Genomic DNA, 16,273 nt, shown 5'->3' with positions numbered 1-16,273 from the left:
CCCAAATATAAAAAAAAGAGCCGTTAAAAAATAACGACTCCTTCTGAAATTAATCACTAACTAAAAACTTATTTAACAACTGTAGCATCGGCTTTTTTTCTGTCTTGGAATTGAGCTTTTCTTTCCGCCATTTTTTTCGCTTTCAACTCTTGGAATTTTTTGAACTGTTCCGGTGTCAGGATTTTCTGCATTTCAGCTTCATTTTCTTTCATCTTCTGCATTCTGTCTTCCTTTTTAGCTGTCATGTCTTGTTTTCTTTCAGCGGCTTTGGATTCGTGCAAAGCTTTGATCTGTGCTACTTGAGCATCCGTAAGATTCAACTCTTGTTTCATCTTTTGAAGATGTTCTGCTTTCTTTTGTTCAAAGTTTGCTTTTCTATCTTGTGTTGTTTGAGCAAATCCGAAAACGCCTAGTCCAAGAAATGCTGCGCTTAAAATTAATTTTTTCATTTTTGATTGATTTTAATATTTATAAATTTTATCTGTTTGTTTGATTTGTAATAATTTATAATGTTAAATGGTTGATATTATAAATTTTTGTTAAATAAATTTTTATCTAGAAGTAAATCTCATTCCCGAACCTCTGTTTCTATTGTCAGATTTCGGAGCAGAATTTCTTTGGTTAGGGCGTTCGTTACTTCTGTTCTCGATTTTTCTTTCAGAGTTTTGATTTTGTCTGATGCCACCTTGGTTTCTAATATTTGGAGAAGGCTGATTTCTTACGTTATCAGAATTACTTCCGCTTCTTATTCCTCCGAAATTATTATCTCTTGTTCCAGCAGAATTTCTTATTCCATTATTTTCATTAGTTCTAATTCCTCCATTTTGGTTGTTTCTGATTCCGTTACTTTCAGAACTTCGGATTCCTCCCCAATTATTTCCATTAGAACCACTTCTTGGATTATCATTTCTGATTCCGTTATTTCTGGTTGGATTTATCATTCCTTGGTTTCTTACATTTTCTCTAAATCCTTCTCTGAAATTTCCACGGTTAACTTTGTAGATATTGATATTCACATTTCTGTAAACAGGTCTTACCGGATAACGTCTTGCATAGAAGTTTACACAACGGTTTCTGTAATAAACAAAAGGACTCGCTCCACGGAAATATACATTTTGATAAACGACAAAGATTCTGGGACCTAAAATATTTTGAAGCGCATAAAATCTGTCATAGTACCATCTGTCCGGATTCCATCTGTAATAAGAATTCCAAGCTGCATAAGATGCAAAACGATTATTCAGGATCATAATCTGATTGATCTGGAACGGACTCAAACGGTATTGTACAAAAAACTGGTCCCAGTTCACAGAAAAAACTGCATTTCTATAATCGTTGTAATAACCTTGGTAATATTGGTCCGGATAATAATCCGTTGGATAGTTGTAATAATAATCATCCGGATAATCGTAGGAATCATCATAATATTCGTATCCGTTATAATCGGTTGGATAAGTATCGTAATAATCTTGAGCAGAAACTAATCCTCCAAAAATAATAGCGAGAGTTAAAAATATCTTTTTACTCATTGTTAAGATATTTTTATTTTGGTATTCGTGAATCATTGATTTCATTTTCTTTTATTTTAAAAATTAAATTCGAAAATCCATTTTTTCCTTGAAATGAAACTTTCTATCTTTTGGATATTGATGGATAATAAAAGTTAAACGAAAATTTAGATTGGAAATTAAAATTGAATCCAAAAACCGAATTTAATCCTGATAATCAAGCTAATAATTTTCAATAAAAAAGCCTTTCAAAAAATATGAAAGGCTTTAAAATTTATTTTTTGGATTAATATCTGTCACTATTTTCAATCCAACTTGCAATTTTCTGATTGAATTTGTCTTTGGTTTTCAAATCTTCCAATTTCAGATGCATTCTGTATCGCCAATAATGTGGGAAAACTGCAGGATTGTTGATTCTCTCCTCATCCATATTCGGGTTCATCAATTCTTGGTCAGTCGCCAAAAATTCCTGAATCGGGAAAATCGCCAACATTGCATCTGTGTAAAGATGCTGTTTCATTATCATTTCTGACAATTCCGGAGCTAAATCCCAAGGAGCAGTTCCATACTGTCCTAATTGGTTATTAAAATATTTCTGAGTCAGATTTCTGTCCTCGTGCCACCATTGTCTCAGCGTAGAACTATCGTGAGAAGATGCCGTAACAACATTCAGGTAGCTTGCATTTTTCGGATCGTACCAGGCAATATTTTCAGAAGGCATTCTTTGAACTTTCAAAGCGGTAATCGCCAACTTATCCATTACAACAGGAACCGAATCCGGAACCAATCCCAAATCTTCGCCACAAATCAACATCGTTGTAGAATTCAGCAAAGCCGGTAATTTTTCCATTGCTTTCTGATACCAAAGTCCGTCCTGACGTTTGAAGAAATAATCATTGTAAACATCATTCAGCTTTGCTTTTTCCCAGTCAGGAAGATATTTGTATAATGTTGTTTTAGCAATATTGAATCTCGGATGGTAGACTATTCCGTTTTCTGTTTCTTCGGTTAAGAATAAAACATTTCCAGCCAGAGAAATCAATTTTTCTTCTGCCCAATCCCAAGATTCTTTCTTGAAATAATCAGTTAATTTTCTCTGAGTATCAAATTCCGGTTTGAAAGTATAAGTTCCATTATGATGATTATCGAAGAAATGGTTCTGAACTTTATCCTTAACATCCCCAAAGTTCTCCCAAAGAATCGGGTCGTTCACAAATGGCTTTACATAACGGTCAAAGCTAAACGGAATCTGTCTGTCCGCAAATTCTTTTTCAGTTACAGGAAGCGCCGGATAAAAATAGCCCAACAAACCTTGAGTCGCAGAAATCGGCATTCTCCAGATTCTGAAAAATCCAAGAATATGGTCGATTCTCATCGCATCAAAATACTGTTCCAGAACTTTGAAACGCTTTTTCCACCACTGGTAACCGTCGGCTTTCATCACTTCCCAATTGTAAGTCGGGAATTCCCAGTTTTGCCCCAAATCTGAAAACTGGTCAGGCGGCGCACCAGCCTGAAAATCCATTCCGAACAATTCCGGTTCTGTCCAGGCTTCTACAGAGTGTCTGTAAATCCCAATCGGCAAATCGCCTTTTACAGAAATCCCAAAATGGTGAAGATATTCTACAGCGTTTTGTAACTGCAAATGCAATTGATATTGCACCCAAGCGTGGAGCATCAACTGAGAATATTCCTTATGTTTTGGAGAATAAAGTGTCGCTACTTTTCCTGCAACATATTTTTTATGTGTCTTCCATTCATTGAAATTAGGCGTTTTGTATTTATCTCTCAAAACACAAAATGCAGAATAAGGCATCAGCCATTCTTCGTTATCTTTAATGAACTTTTTAAAGTTTTTATCTTTAAAAATTGCTTCTTGATTTTCCTCGAAAACAGCCGTTGCATATTTCCATTTTCCGGAAATCATCTGCTCATAATCAATCAAACTCAAAGCATTCAATTCTGCTTTTTTCGCTTGATAATCCTCAACCAAATCTTTTGACAAAGCATATTCTAATTTCTCAATCGAAAGATATTGCGGATGAAGTGCATAAACCGAAATCGCAGCGTAAGGATAAGAGTCTGTCCAGGTGTAATTCGCTGTTGTATCGTTAATCGGCAAAATCTGAATTACAGAAAGCTTAGTTTCATTAGCCCAATCTCCCAATTTTTTGATATCAGGAAATTCTCCAACCCCGAAACCGTCTTCTGTCCTCAAAGAGAAAACCGGAACCGCAACGCCTGCAGAATGCCAAAGCGTATGATTATCGAATTTGAAGTAATGGTCCGCTTTCACATAAAGAATATCCTTATTTGGATTTCCGAAAACCCAGCGATTTTCGCCTGGTTCTATGTAAAAAACTTTCCCTGTATTTTTATCTTTGATGGCATACTTGTAAAGAATCGTCTGATGAGAATTGATTTCAACGCCGGTTTCCCAAACGCCGTAATCTGTTTCGCTCAGTTCAATTGCTTTCTCGTAATCCCAATTCCCCAAAGCATCTACATTCCCAACAAGAACCAATTGCCAATTCGGATGATATAGCGGCGCTTCTATCCTGAAAAGATGTGTGTGTTTTTTAACAACCGACTGTTTTGTAGGCTGAAAATCCTGTAAACGATTGTGAAGAATCTTATTGGTTAGATAATTTTCAGGAAAGTTTTTGAGATTCCATTGGTCAAAGATGACAAATTCTTTGAAGCTGTTTGGAAGATTGAGCTGATGAAAAGGAATCTCTTCCTCTAAAACTCCCCCATCTTCGTTCACGACAAGATATTTGTAGAGAATTGATTTAGAAAAATAATCAATTTCTGTGGTCCAGTTGTTATTTTCGGAATAAGCTAAGTCGTAGTCCCGATGCTCATATTTGTCGTCAAATAGGCGCAAAACGAGTCGCTGGCCAACTTTTGTCCCGAAGTTAACACTAAAGTATAGTTTCATTTATTAAGGTCTATTAATATTGACGCAATTTAATGATTTATTGAATTATAAATAATATTCCTGTAAAAAAATCATTTTTTCATATGCAAACTTCCATTGATTTTTAATAGTCATATGGAATCGACTATTTCGATTGGGTAATTCTTTCCAGATATGCACCAATATTATTATCCAAAGCAATTGTAAGTCCGCCTATATTTTTAGCTTTCATATACATCAGAACTTTCTCGTCCCTCAATGCAAACATCAGAAAATCGTTCATTTTTTGTGGTTCTATTCCTGCATCACGGAAGTATTCCCAATCTACATTATTTTTAATCCATGTCAATCCTTCCTGCAAGTCCTCATATTTGTAAAGCCGTCTCAATCTTCTTGACTTTCCGCTAACGACATCATAAATTGCCTGAAAATTAAGTGTTGGAGGAATGCCTATCAAAGGTTTTACAATATCGTCAACTGCGTCCGCTGGTTTTTCCCGTGTTTTTTCCGGTCCTTTTGGTAATCCGATTGATTTCCTAAGTTCTTCTTCCTGAGATTCCGCAAGTCTTTTGTTAATAATTTTCACTTCTTCTATCTCTTGTGGAATTTTCTCAAGTTTAACAGACTGAAATTGATTAGAAGTAATAACTATTTTTCCTAATTTATAACTTTCCTTAGCAAACCGAATCTCGTCTCCAATATTAGCATCGATTATAAATTTCCCGTAAGAATCACTATACGTTTTTTGATTGGTGGTCATATTCACAATCAGAACTTTGGGAATCATAACCTCATTTTCGGACATTACGTTTCCTGAAATATTTTGAGAAAAAATAAGTTCTGATAAAATGAGAAAAATGATTTGTAAAAGTCTTTTCAAAAGCTGTTGTTTTTTCAAAAGTAAATTACTTTATCAAAATAAAAATACGGTTTAACTTTCGTTAACCGTATTTATAATTATTTAATTGAAAAAAAAATTATTTTACAATGATCTTCTTAGAAATAATGGTTTTTCCGTTTTCAGATTCCACATTCACTATGTAAACTCCAGAAACTAGTTTTCCAAGTTCAATTTTGTTTTCGGAATTGCTTATATTATTGATTTTCTTATCCATTATCAATGTTCCGTTCAAACTATAAATCTTAACCTGAGCATTACCTTTTTGAGATTCTCCAATACTGACGTTCACAAAACCATCCGAAACTTTTGTTGGATAGATATCATTTTTATTAATATTGATGACGTTTTTACTAGTTCTTAGAACATATGAACTTCCCAGATCATAGATAGGCATATCGATATTGACATTCATTGGTTCTGCCTGCAGAGTTTCCAAATTGAGAGTATGTAAAACACCTCCTTTGGCACTTGCTAAGATAATTTTCCCTTCAGCATTAACTGCAGCACCATTGATAGAAAAATTCTCTGCGAGTCCTTTTACTTTCCCGACAAAGTGGGCCTTCATATCTTTTGTGACAATTTTGAAGACATTTCCCAAAGCCGAAAAAATGTAAAAATTGTTGTTTTCATCCGCAATCATATCACCTCCGAAACCAGTCAGCATCTTACTTAACAGATTGTCTCCGTTTCCAGAATCATCTTTTACAATTCCTAAATCTGTAACCGCATATTCACCATCTTTATAGGAAATTTTCAGAAGCTGAGAACCGGAATTAGAAAGTGTATAAATACTGCCATCATTCCCCGCTGTCATTCTGGAAAACTGAGAACCGACATCACATGTTGTTGGATTGGACAGCTTGTTTTCCAATAAAGTAATGTCTTTGGTTTTGGAATCCAAAATGTAGATATTGGAAGAAAACATTGGCATATAGACCAATTTACCTCTTCCATCCACAGCCAAGGTTGCGATTTGATCGGCTAAGGCATTGGCCGAAGATTTCTTATCTTCAAAAATTTCCTTATTGAGTTTGTGAGAATAAATTCTGGGTTGATCTTGACCTGACAAAAGAACAGTTTCCGTAATGCCTTTTTTGGAATCCAAAGCACGGAAATCCTGAAAATTAATATTTGAAGCATCTTTTCCAGTCAGTGCAAAAATATCTTGCTGTGCAAAAGAACTTGCCCCGATAAACAATAAAATTAAAGTTGATAGAGATTTTTTCATAGTATGAGTGTTTACATTTATATTGATACTAAGTTAAGTATTTTTACAACAAAATACACATATCCACAAAAAAACCTTCCGTTTTTTACGAAAGGTTCAAATATTTATTATTTCTGAGAATTAATTCAAAACATAAGTCGTTCCGTCTCGCCCATCTTTCAGCTCGATTCCTTTTTCTAGAAGTTGGTCGCGGATCTGGTCAGAAAGTTCCCAATTCTTGGATTTTCTCGCCTGATTTCTCAAATCAATTAAAACCTGCAAAGTCTGGTCAAGCTTATCATTATTAGATTCTTCTATGGTTTGCAATCCTAAGACATCAAAAACAATGGCGTTTAGGAATTGTTTTAAATCTTCATAATCTTCTGTTGAAATACTTTCTTTACCCAATTTTGAAGCCGAAATAAACTTCACCGCCTCAAATAAATGAGAAATCAAAATCGGACTGTTGAAATCGTCTGTCAAAGCCTCCAGAACTTTTTCTTTCCAGTTTTTATAATCAAAAGAAGATGTTTCCACGCCTTCTACTTGAACCTGTGTATTAAGGATTTTAACTGCTTCCATCAATCTGTTGAAACCTTTTTCACTCGCCAACATCGCGTCATTGGAAATATCCAGAACACTTCTGTAATGCGCCTGTAAAAAGCAGAATCTCAACACGCTTGGATGAAAAGGCTTTTCAAAGAAGTCATTATTTCCAGTAATCAACTCCATTGGGAGGATATAATTTCCGGTCGATTTACTCATTCTTTGACCATTCATCGTCAACATATTGGCGTGCATCCAATATTTCACAGGTTCTACGCCGTTGCAAGCTTTTCCTTGAGCGATTTCACATTCATGATGTGGGAATTTCAAGTCCATTCCACCACCGTGAATATCGAACTGGTCTCCCAGATATTTGGTGCTCATCGCTGTACATTCAAGGTGCCAGCCCGGGAAACCTTCTCCCCAAGGCGACGGCCATTTCATAATATGTTCCGGTGAGGCTTTTTTCCAAAGGGCAAAATCTTGTGGATTCTTTTTCTCACCTTGTCCATCAAGGTCTCTTGTATTAGCGAATAACTCTTCGATGTTTCTTCTGGAAAGTTCGCCATAATTAAGGCCTCTTGCATTGTATTCCAAAACATCGAAATAGACGGAACCGTTGCTTTCATAAGCAAAACCCTTTTCAACCAAAAGTTTTGTCAGTTCCAATTGTTCGATGATGTGACCAGTTGCAGTCGGTTCAATCGTAGGAGGAAGCAAATTAAATTTCTTCAGAACCTCGTGAAAATCAACGGTATATTTCTGTACGATTTCCATTGGCTCCAATTTTTCCAATCTGGATTGTTTGATGAATCTGTCATTATTAATATCGCCATCATCCGTCAAATGTCCGGCATCCGTGATATTCCTGACATAACGAACTTTATACCCAAGAAACTGAAGACTTCTGTAAATGAAATCGAAGGACAAAAAAGTTCTCACATTTCCCAAATGCACATTGCTGTAAACCGTCGGTCCACAAACGTACATCCCGATATTACCTTCTAATATGGGTTTGAAAACTTCTTTTTCGCCTGAAAGCGAGTTGTATATTTTTAGTTGCATTGATTTTTAATTAATGATAAATTATAATTGATAAATGATTAAATATTAGACAAAGAAAATCAACAACAAATAATTGTTGCGATGAAAATCCGGTTTGTCAGTTTTTTAAATTTTATCATTATCAATCAAATTTTGCGTGGCTTCCTACATAATGTAAGAATTCCTGCCTTGTAATCGGGTTTGTTCGGAAAATGCCACTTAATTCAGCAGTAATCGTCGAACTTGCGGTGTCCTTGATTCCACGACAATTCACGCAGAGATGTTTCGCATCTATGATACAAGCTACGTTTTTCGTTCCTAATGCTTCTTTTAAAGCATCAACAATCTGCATAGTCAATCGCTCCTGAACCTGCGGACGTTTGGCGTAATAATCAACTATTCTGTTGATCTTTGACAATCCGATCACTTCGCCATTTGAAATATAAGCAACGTGCGCTTTTCCAATAATTGGCAAGAAGTGATGCTCACAGAAAGAATAAACTGTAATATCCTTCTCAACCAACATCTGGCGATATTTATATTGGTTCTTAAAAGTTGAAACTCCCGGTTTATTCTCTGGAAGAAGTCCACCAAAAATCTCATTCACATACATTTTTGCAACACGTTTTGGAGAATCTTTTAGAGAATCATCTGTCATATCCAATCCAAGCGTATGCATGATCTCTGAAAAAAGCCCTTCTATTTTCTTAACTTTATCTTCCGGACCAAGTTCAAAAGCATCGGGTCTCAAAGGAGTGTGGTCTTTGCCTGTGAACAGATCATCGTCATTATCAGGAAAATGTTCCATAATATTATTTAATAATAAGTCGCAAAAATAAACAAAATTTTGTAGCCTATCCAGACTAAATATAAAGATTTGATTATAAAAAAGATAGATTTAGAACAAGTTTAAAAAACTAAAAAAAAATTGAAATGATTTGAAATTTTATATATTTGCACCAAATTAACATAATTAAAAATAAATACTATGTCAGACATTGCATCAAGAGTAAAAGCTATCATCGCTGATAAGCTTGACGTTGAAGAAACAGAAGTAACTCCAGAAGCTAGCTTCACTAACGATTTAGGGGCAGATTCTTTGGATACTGTAGAACTTATCATGGAGTTCGAAAAAGAATTCAACATTCAAATTCCAGATGATCAAGCAGAAAAAATTACAACTGTAGGTCACGCTATTGCTTACATCGAAGAAGTTGTAAATAAATAATATTATCTAGACAGAAAAAAATTTATGGAATTAAAAAGAGTAGTTGTAACCGGTTTTGGCGCCATTACACCAATCGGAAATAATGCGAAAGAATACTGGGAAAACCTTAAAAAAGGAGAGAGCGGAGCTGCTCCCATTACTCTTTTTGATTCCACTAATTTCAAAACTAAGTTTGCCAGCGAGGTAAAAAACTATGACCCTCTCAATTATTTCGATAAAAAAGAGGCGAAAAAGATGGATAGAAATTCCCAGTTCGGGCAAATTGCCGCAAGAGAAGCTATCGCTCACAGCAGACTTATAGAAGATAATGTGAATAAAGACCGTGTGGGTGTTATCTGGGGATCAGGAATCGGTGGACTGGAGACTTTTGAAACAGAAGTTTTAGGTTTTGCTGAATCCAACGGTATTCCAAGATTCAATCCTTTCTTTATTCCAAAAATGATTGCAGACATTACGCCTGGAAATATTTCTATCGAATATGGTTTCCATGGGCCTAACTACACAACTGTTTCTGCTTGTGCTTCTTCTGCCAATGCTTTGATTGATGCTAAAATGCTAATCAATCTTGGTAAAGCGGATGTTATTGTCTGTGGTGGTTCGGAAGCTGCTGTTACAGCGAGCGGAATGGGAGGTTTCAACGCGATGCATGCACTTTCCACAAGAAATGATGACCCAAAAACAGCTTCAAGACCATTTGACAAAGACAGAGATGGATTTGTTTTAGGTGAGGGTGCTGGATGTATCATTCTGGAAGAATATGAGCACGCAAAACAAAGAGGAGCAACGATCTATGCAGAATTAGCTGGTGGAGGAATGAGCGCAGATGCACATCACATGACCGCACCACATCCTGAAGGGTTAGGCGCTTATCTGGTAATGAAAAATTGTTTGGAAGATGCAGGTGTAACTGCTGATGAAGTAGATCATATCAACATGCATGGTACATCTACTCCACTAGGAGACATCGCAGAATCCAATGCAATTGCAAGATTATTTGGTGAGCATGCTTACGACATTCAGATCAATTCTACAAAATCCATGACTGGTCACCTTTTGGGTGCTGCAGGTGTTATAGAAGCTATCGCAGCTTTGCACGCTATTATCCACGGTATTGTTCCGCCAACAATCAATCATTTTACTGATGATGAAAAAATCGATAGTAGGCTTAATTTCACTTTCAACACAGCTGTTGAAAAAGATGTTAATATTGCTATGAGTAATACATTTGGTTTCGGAGGGCATAATGCTTGTGTACTTTTCAAAAAAATATAATATGTTTTTATGGAGTTGAAAAATTATTTTTCTAAATTCCTTCCTAAAAACAGAATAAAACTTTCGGAAAAAGACATTATTTTTCGAAAAAAAATCTCAGAAATAGTTGGCTACAACGTCCATGATTTGGAAATTTTCAAAGAAGCTTTCTCTCTAAAATCTTCTTCGAAAAGTACGAATAAAAAAAATTACGAACGTCTAGAGTTTTTAGGGGATTCTGTTTTAGGAACCATCATTTCTTGTCATCTTTTTCAGACATATCCTAACGGAAATGAGGGTTATCTTACCCAGATGAAGTCCAAGATCGTTAATAGAAAGAATCTTAACAAATTAGGCGATGACCTAAAACTTAGCGATCTTCTACAGTCCGATATAAGCCAGACCATCCTTAGTGAAAATATTTCAGGAAACCTTCTGGAAGCATTGATTGGAGCTATCTATTTGGATATAGACTATGAATTTTGTAAGAAAATCGTTTTGGAGAGGATTCTTACACCTTCTACCATTAACAAGCTGGAAAACAAAATCATCAGTTACAAAGGTCTCTTGCTGGAATGGAGCCAAAAGAAAAAAATCCCGATCAGATATGAGACCTGTGAGGAATTTCAGCCGAATAAAGTCATTGTATTTCGCTGTCATGTATGGCTGCAAAATGAAAAAATCGCCAATGCTGTGGAAACCTCAAAAAAGAAAGCCGAAGAAAAAGCAGCTCAAAGAGCATTTTATATGCTAAGCAAAAAAGAAAATATTATTGAAAATCAAAAAACAATATCTTAAGCTTGAAGTAGATCATATAGAGATCTCTATTGGATTGATAAGACTTACAAGACCAATCCCGGAGCACGAATTGTTTTTTTTCATTAACAAAGTCAATCAATTCCAATTCAAAAGGGTGAGCGATATCCTTGTCAAAGGAGAGTATTTTGACTATTCTTTTTCCAGATACCAGGCCTACGATCGAGCCACCAAGAACTGCTATAGTTTGATTTCCAACAAATCGATTCTGGCGGTAGAAAAGAAAGTGCAAAATTTACTTTTCTCAGATGAATCAAATATTAAATATTTACTAAATCTACACGAAGATGTGGATTACCTTTTAACTAATTCCGATATATTTGGGGATTTTTCGTTAATTTTGCTCCCGGAAAATTTCGCGTTCCATATTCAGGAATATCCATTGAGTTCTGAAGGGGAACTTTATCAATTAATTCAATATTATGAATAAAAACCTAAAAAAAACAAAAATAATTGCAACACTGGGTCCTGCTACTTCTAGCAAGGAAACGATGATACAGATGATACAAGCTGGTTGCGATGTATTTAGAATAAATTTTTCACATGCCGATTATGAATTGGTAAAAAGAAATATCGATCTGATTCGTGAGATCAATAAAGAATATGGCTACTCCGTCTCTATTTTGGGAGATCTGCAAGGTCCGAAGCTTAGAGTTGGTGTCGTGAAAGAAGGTTCATTCCTTAATCCGGGAGATGTTTTGACGTTTACTAATGAAAAACTGGAAGGAGATGCTACAAAAGTTTATATGACTTACGAGAAGTTTCCTCAGGATGTAAAAGTTGGAGAAAGAATCCTTATCGATGATGGAAAATTGGTATTTGAAGTTATCGAAACCAACAATGTTGATACAGTAAGAGCTAAAACGATACAAGGTGGACCTTTGAGTTCTAAGAAAGGAGTGAACCTTCCTAATACGAACGTTTCCCTACCTGCACTTACAGAGAAAGATATCGAGGATGCTAACTTCATGCTCGATAACGAGTTTGATTGGATAGCTCTGTCATTTGTGCGTCACGCACAGGATATCATCGATCTAAAAGAGTTGATGGCAAAACATCCAACAAATAAGACAAAAACCCCTATAATTGCTAAGATAGAAAAGCCAGAAGGCGTTAAAAACATCGATCAGATCTTGATAGAATGTGACTGTCTTATGGTTGCGAGAGGAGATCTAGGCGTAGAAGTTCCTATGGAGCAAGTTCCTGTGATCCAGAAAAACCTAGTGAATAAAGCCAGGCTGTATGCTAAACCTGTGATCATTGCAACTCAGATGATGGAGACTATGATCAACAGTTTAACACCTACAAGAGCGGAAGTAAATGACGTTGCAAACTCTGTACTAGATGGAGCTGATGCAGTAATGCTTTCCGGAGAAACTTCTGTTGGGAAATATCCTGTAGATGTTGTAAGAAACATGGCGAAGATCGTAAAGAATATCGAGCAAACTCCTCTTTATGCAAAACTAAACCACGTGATCGAAGAAAAAATCAATTGTGTGGATGAGAGATTCATCACAGATAAAGTTTGTCGTTCTGCTGTTGATATTGCAAAATCGACAGGATCTGAGGCAATTGTAACGTTGACAAGCTCTGGTTACACAGCTTTCCAAATATCTGCACACAGACCGTCTTCTCACATTATTGTTTTCAGTAACAACAAGCGTGTTATCACCATGTTGAATCTTCTTTGGGGGGTAAGAGCGTTCTATTATGACATGCAAAAATCTACCGATGAAACTGTGATCCAAGTAAATATGCTGACCCACAACTATGGTTTTGTAGAGCAAGGAGATTTCGTAGTGAATCTGAATGCGATGCCAGTTCATAATGGAGGAAAAACAAATACTTTGAGATTATCTACAATCTAATCTTAAAAGAGATACTAAAAAAACAAAAGACACTAAATCTATTTAGTGTCTTTTTTATATTTAAAACTTAATGAATATTATTCCTTAATGATCTTTTTAGAAATAATTCCTGATTTAGTCTTTATTGTAATGATGTAAACAGAGCTCGGGAATTTATTTAAATTAATGATTTGAGATTTTGCTTTATCGGTCGTCTCAAATATCAATTTACCATTCATATCAAAAAGAGCGATTCTCTCTGCTTCATTTTCAAGGTTGATATTCACGACATCTTTTGTTCTTGTCGGATAGATTTTTACATCGTCCTTAATTAAATTATTTACAGACATCGTAACTATTTTCTTAGTTCCAGTTGCAACCAAAGCAAAATCTTGTGTCGCTGAGTTCCCATCTTGGTTCACAAGAGAATTCTTGTTTCCTACTTCTATTCTATAGATTCCTCCTGTTGTCGGGCTATCTATAACAACTTGCTCCACATTGTCCACTGTATTATCACCTTTTGTAGCATTGGCATTTGGATTACTGATGTCCAGTTTCCAAGGATAATAAGTTGTACCAGAACTTACCTCTACTACTCTCAAGTCCAAATCATTCACAAGCCTGGAAGCGTGATTATTCTGCATATCATCATCTGTCGTAAAAGGTACAATGGCTGGATCCAACCAAGAGATACTTACCTTCAAAGGTTCTGATCCTGTAGCCTGTATTTCTTTAGTAAATACATTTCCTGACTGTAGCGTATTTCTACTAAAAACAGCGTCCTCTGTCAATTTATTTACTAAAACCTGAGCAGCTTTCTTAGCATCCACAAGTCCCCATCCATACCAGACATCAGGCCCGGGTCTTCCTGCTTCGTTGGCTGTATGGGTTAATAATGCTTTCATTTCATCAGCCTTGAAAATAAGCGTGCTGTTACTTTGTAAATTCCTTTGAACCTGGGTCAATGCTCCGGCAATTCCACTTACTACTGCCGATGCATAAGAAGTCCCTAAAGAAACCAAATAAGAATTATTAACACTATTAGATGTATAATTTGGCATGATCATATCCACACCCACAGCCACCAGGTCTGGTTTAACGGCCCCATCTTTTCTTGGTCCTGCACTTCCAGAAGAATATTTGACAACATCTGAAGATTGCGTATATTTTTGTCCGGTAGTAGTCAATTGATTTACAGCGCCTACGGTTATTATATTTTTAGCCAAAGAACCATAACCTATACAATTATAACCAAGACTACAATTGGCAGGCGGCAGTTCATCACCTGGAGCAAATTGCACCCAATTTCCGGCTACCGTATCATATCTGTATTTTGTAGAATTGGCAACAGGTCCAATTCCAAAGTAATTACCTGTAGATTTTATAATGATCTGATTTGGTTGGGAATATACGATCTTATCAAATTTAGAATCATCTGTTCCATAAGTACCGGAGTAAGTATCAAGATGGCTAAAATCATAATTGCCATACCAATAATATGTATTAGCAGCACCAGGCTTATTCCATCCATTATTCGCACCATAAGAATGGTTTGAAATATTAAGATCTGATAAACTTGTTAATTTTTCAAACTTATCACCTAAAGCTGTCGTTGAGAACAAATAACTATCTGTGGTTGCTTGAGGCAAAACGCCTTTTGCATTGGCTTTTGGATAAGAAACACTACTTTGGGTAAAATTTCCGGTGGCCGTCCCATTGCCTATAATTACCCCTGTTACACTCGTGGTATGTGCACTCTTAGCCAAAGTAGAAGCTTCTTTGTTTACAGCTCTACTTGTAGTGAATTGCTCATGAGTATCATGCACCCTACCTTCATCAAAGACCGTGATTTTCACCCCATTTCCAGTAATAGCAGAAACTCCGGGAATAGTTCCATTTTGCAGTTCATCAACATTGGCCGTAGCATTGGCTCCGGTTTCCTCTGCAGAATAAAATACTGGTATAACTCCTGTAAAACCGGCGAGCCTGCTTTTGAGATCTTCTTTTTCTTTATCCGAATATCTTGCTGTGTTGGTCAGAAAATACTGATCTAATTTTTTTTCATTCTCCAAACGTTGTTGTCTGAACTCATTTCTTAATTTAAGATCTTGAGCATTAGAAAAATAAAAAGAGAACAAAAAACTTATACTGAATAAAATTTTTTTCATTATCGTTATTTTTGCAAAGATAAAAAATACTTATATGAAATACATTTTTAAGTATATTAACTATTTATTTTTGAATTTTTTAAATGCCTCCTCAAAGTGAAGTTTTAAATCACCAATATCATCATCACTACAATATCCATATTTCAGAATATGAGCTGTCTTGAACTTCTGAAGTGAATAATACAAGAATGAATTGATCTCGGAAAAGCTTAATCCCATCGAAATAAAATAATCATCCTTAAAATTTTCCCTGATCCATTCTATAAGATCGGTCAAGGTCCATTTGTCATCAATTTTTCCAAAACTGATTCCACCTCCAACAGGTTGTACAAATTCTCCGTGTTTTGGTTTTAGTAATTCCTCACTGGAAGGTGCTTTGAAATAGACCTTCAAATCATTATTCAAAGTGGTTTTTTTCTTATTTTCATCAAAAAGTTTAGAATCTTGGCGCAAGTCTCCGGATAATTTTTTTCTGACCTCTACTTCTTCTATCTCTATTGCTAGTTTATTAATATGAATGAGCAAATCATTTTGATTTTTTACAGTTATGATTTTCCGTTCATAACCATCTTTCAAAAACCGAATTTCATCTCCAAGATCAGCATCAATGAAAAACTGACCTTGAAAATCAGAATAAGTTTTCTCCTGAGACTTAATATTGATAACCAAAACCTGATTCACAGATACAGAATCAGAAACAATCCTGCCTTTGATCTTCTGAGAAAAAATGAAATATGAAATGAATAAAAGTGTAACTGATAAAATTTTTTTCAAAGGTTATTTTTCATCAAAAATAAATTTAATTTCAACTGATAAAATAGATTTAACCAGCATTAA

Annotated in this window: 14 protein-coding genes; 5 read left to right on the top strand and 9 right to left on the bottom strand. The window is 35.5% G+C overall.

Annotation, left to right across the window (positions count from 1 at the left end):
- Nucleotides 1–68 precede the first annotated feature (68 nt).
- The 7 genes from BLT30_RS03610 to folE all read right to left on the bottom strand — a co-directional run bounded on the left by BLT30_RS03610 (nucleotide 69) and on the right by folE (nucleotide 8,934).
- Nucleotides 69–449, bottom strand: coding sequence for a Spy/CpxP family protein refolding chaperone (locus BLT30_RS03610; protein WP_089871477.1), 381 nt, complete (start codon nucleotides 447–449; stop codon nucleotides 69–71).
- Between the two features lie 102 nt (nucleotides 450–551).
- Nucleotides 552–1,529 carry a hypothetical protein gene (locus BLT30_RS03605; protein ID WP_139166565.1) on the bottom strand — a complete coding sequence of 326 codons (978 nt, stop codon included), beginning with the start codon at nucleotides 1,527–1,529 and terminating at the stop codon, nucleotides 552–554.
- A 265-nt stretch (nucleotides 1,530–1,794) separates the two neighbouring features.
- Entirely contained in the window at nucleotides 1,795–4,449 is a 2,655-nt protein-coding gene (locus BLT30_RS03600; protein WP_089871473.1) for a 4-alpha-glucanotransferase, read from the bottom strand.
- Nucleotides 4,450–4,573: 124 nt separating this feature from the next.
- Nucleotides 4,574–5,308, bottom strand: a complete 735-nt coding sequence (locus tag BLT30_RS03595) for a hypothetical protein (protein ID WP_139166564.1) — start codon at nucleotides 5,306–5,308, stop codon at nucleotides 4,574–4,576.
- A gap of 97 nt (nucleotides 5,309–5,405) precedes the next feature.
- Nucleotides 5,406–6,557, bottom strand: coding sequence for a T9SS type A sorting domain-containing protein (locus BLT30_RS03590; protein WP_089871469.1), 1,152 nt, complete (start codon nucleotides 6,555–6,557; stop codon nucleotides 5,406–5,408).
- Between the two features lie 120 nt (nucleotides 6,558–6,677).
- Nucleotides 6,678–8,147: a cysteine--tRNA ligase gene (cysS, locus tag BLT30_RS03585; protein ID WP_089871467.1), complete on the bottom strand. Its 1,470-nt coding sequence runs from the start codon at nucleotides 8,145–8,147 to the stop codon at nucleotides 6,678–6,680.
- A gap of 121 nt (nucleotides 8,148–8,268) precedes the next feature.
- Nucleotides 8,269–8,934 (bottom strand): GTP cyclohydrolase I FolE, encoded by a 666-nt coding sequence (folE, locus tag BLT30_RS03580; protein ID WP_089871465.1) that lies wholly within the window; start codon nucleotides 8,932–8,934, stop codon nucleotides 8,269–8,271.
- 180 nt (nucleotides 8,935–9,114) lie between these two features.
- Here folE and BLT30_RS03575 point away from each other — a divergent pair, with 180 nt between their 5' ends.
- Genes BLT30_RS03575 through pyk form a run of 5 tightly spaced genes read left to right on the top strand, consistent with a single transcriptional unit; the run spans nucleotide 9,115 to nucleotide 13,289 of the window.
- Nucleotides 9,115–9,354 (top strand): acyl carrier protein, encoded by a 240-nt coding sequence (locus tag BLT30_RS03575; RefSeq protein ID WP_002976354.1) that lies wholly within the window; start codon nucleotides 9,115–9,117, stop codon nucleotides 9,352–9,354.
- Between the two features lie 24 nt (nucleotides 9,355–9,378).
- A complete protein-coding gene (fabF, locus tag BLT30_RS03570; protein ID WP_089871463.1) occupies nucleotides 9,379–10,626 on the top strand; it encodes a beta-ketoacyl-ACP synthase II in 1,248 nt (415 codons plus the stop codon).
- 9 nt (nucleotides 10,627–10,635) lie between these two features.
- The gene (gene rnc / locus BLT30_RS03565; RefSeq protein WP_089871461.1) at nucleotides 10,636–11,403 is read left to right on the top strand and encodes a ribonuclease III; all 768 of its coding nucleotides are present in this window, start codon (nucleotides 10,636–10,638) and stop codon (nucleotides 11,401–11,403) included.
- Nucleotides 11,378–11,851 (top strand): IPExxxVDY family protein, encoded by a 474-nt coding sequence (locus BLT30_RS03560; RefSeq protein WP_089871459.1) that lies wholly within the window; start codon nucleotides 11,378–11,380, stop codon nucleotides 11,849–11,851. The genes rnc and BLT30_RS03560 overlap by 26 nt, the downstream gene beginning before the upstream one ends.
- Nucleotides 11,844–13,289: a pyruvate kinase gene (pyk, locus tag BLT30_RS03555; protein WP_089871458.1), complete on the top strand. Its 1,446-nt coding sequence runs from the start codon at nucleotides 11,844–11,846 to the stop codon at nucleotides 13,287–13,289. Before BLT30_RS03560 ends, pyk begins: the two co-directional genes overlap by 8 nt.
- Nucleotides 13,290–13,366: 77 nt before the next feature.
- Here the strand turns inward: pyk and BLT30_RS03550 are convergent, their stop codons facing one another.
- Together BLT30_RS03550 and BLT30_RS03545 are read right to left on the bottom strand one after the other, a co-directional pair.
- Nucleotides 13,367–15,436, bottom strand: coding sequence for a S8 family peptidase (locus tag BLT30_RS03550; RefSeq protein ID WP_089871455.1), 2,070 nt, complete (start codon nucleotides 15,434–15,436; stop codon nucleotides 13,367–13,369).
- 60 nt (nucleotides 15,437–15,496) lie between these two features.
- Complete coding sequence (locus tag BLT30_RS03545; protein WP_089871454.1) at nucleotides 15,497–16,210, bottom strand: hypothetical protein; 714 nt, start codon at nucleotides 16,208–16,210, stop codon at nucleotides 15,497–15,499.
- Nucleotides 16,211–16,273: the final 63 nt, after the last annotated feature.

Origin of the sequence: Epilithonimonas hungarica (genome assembly GCF_900102265.1) — a bacterium.
Lineage (GTDB): Bacteria > Bacteroidota > Bacteroidia > Flavobacteriales > Weeksellaceae > Epilithonimonas > Epilithonimonas hungarica.
This window is presented reverse-complemented; position numbering and strand designations above follow the sequence as displayed.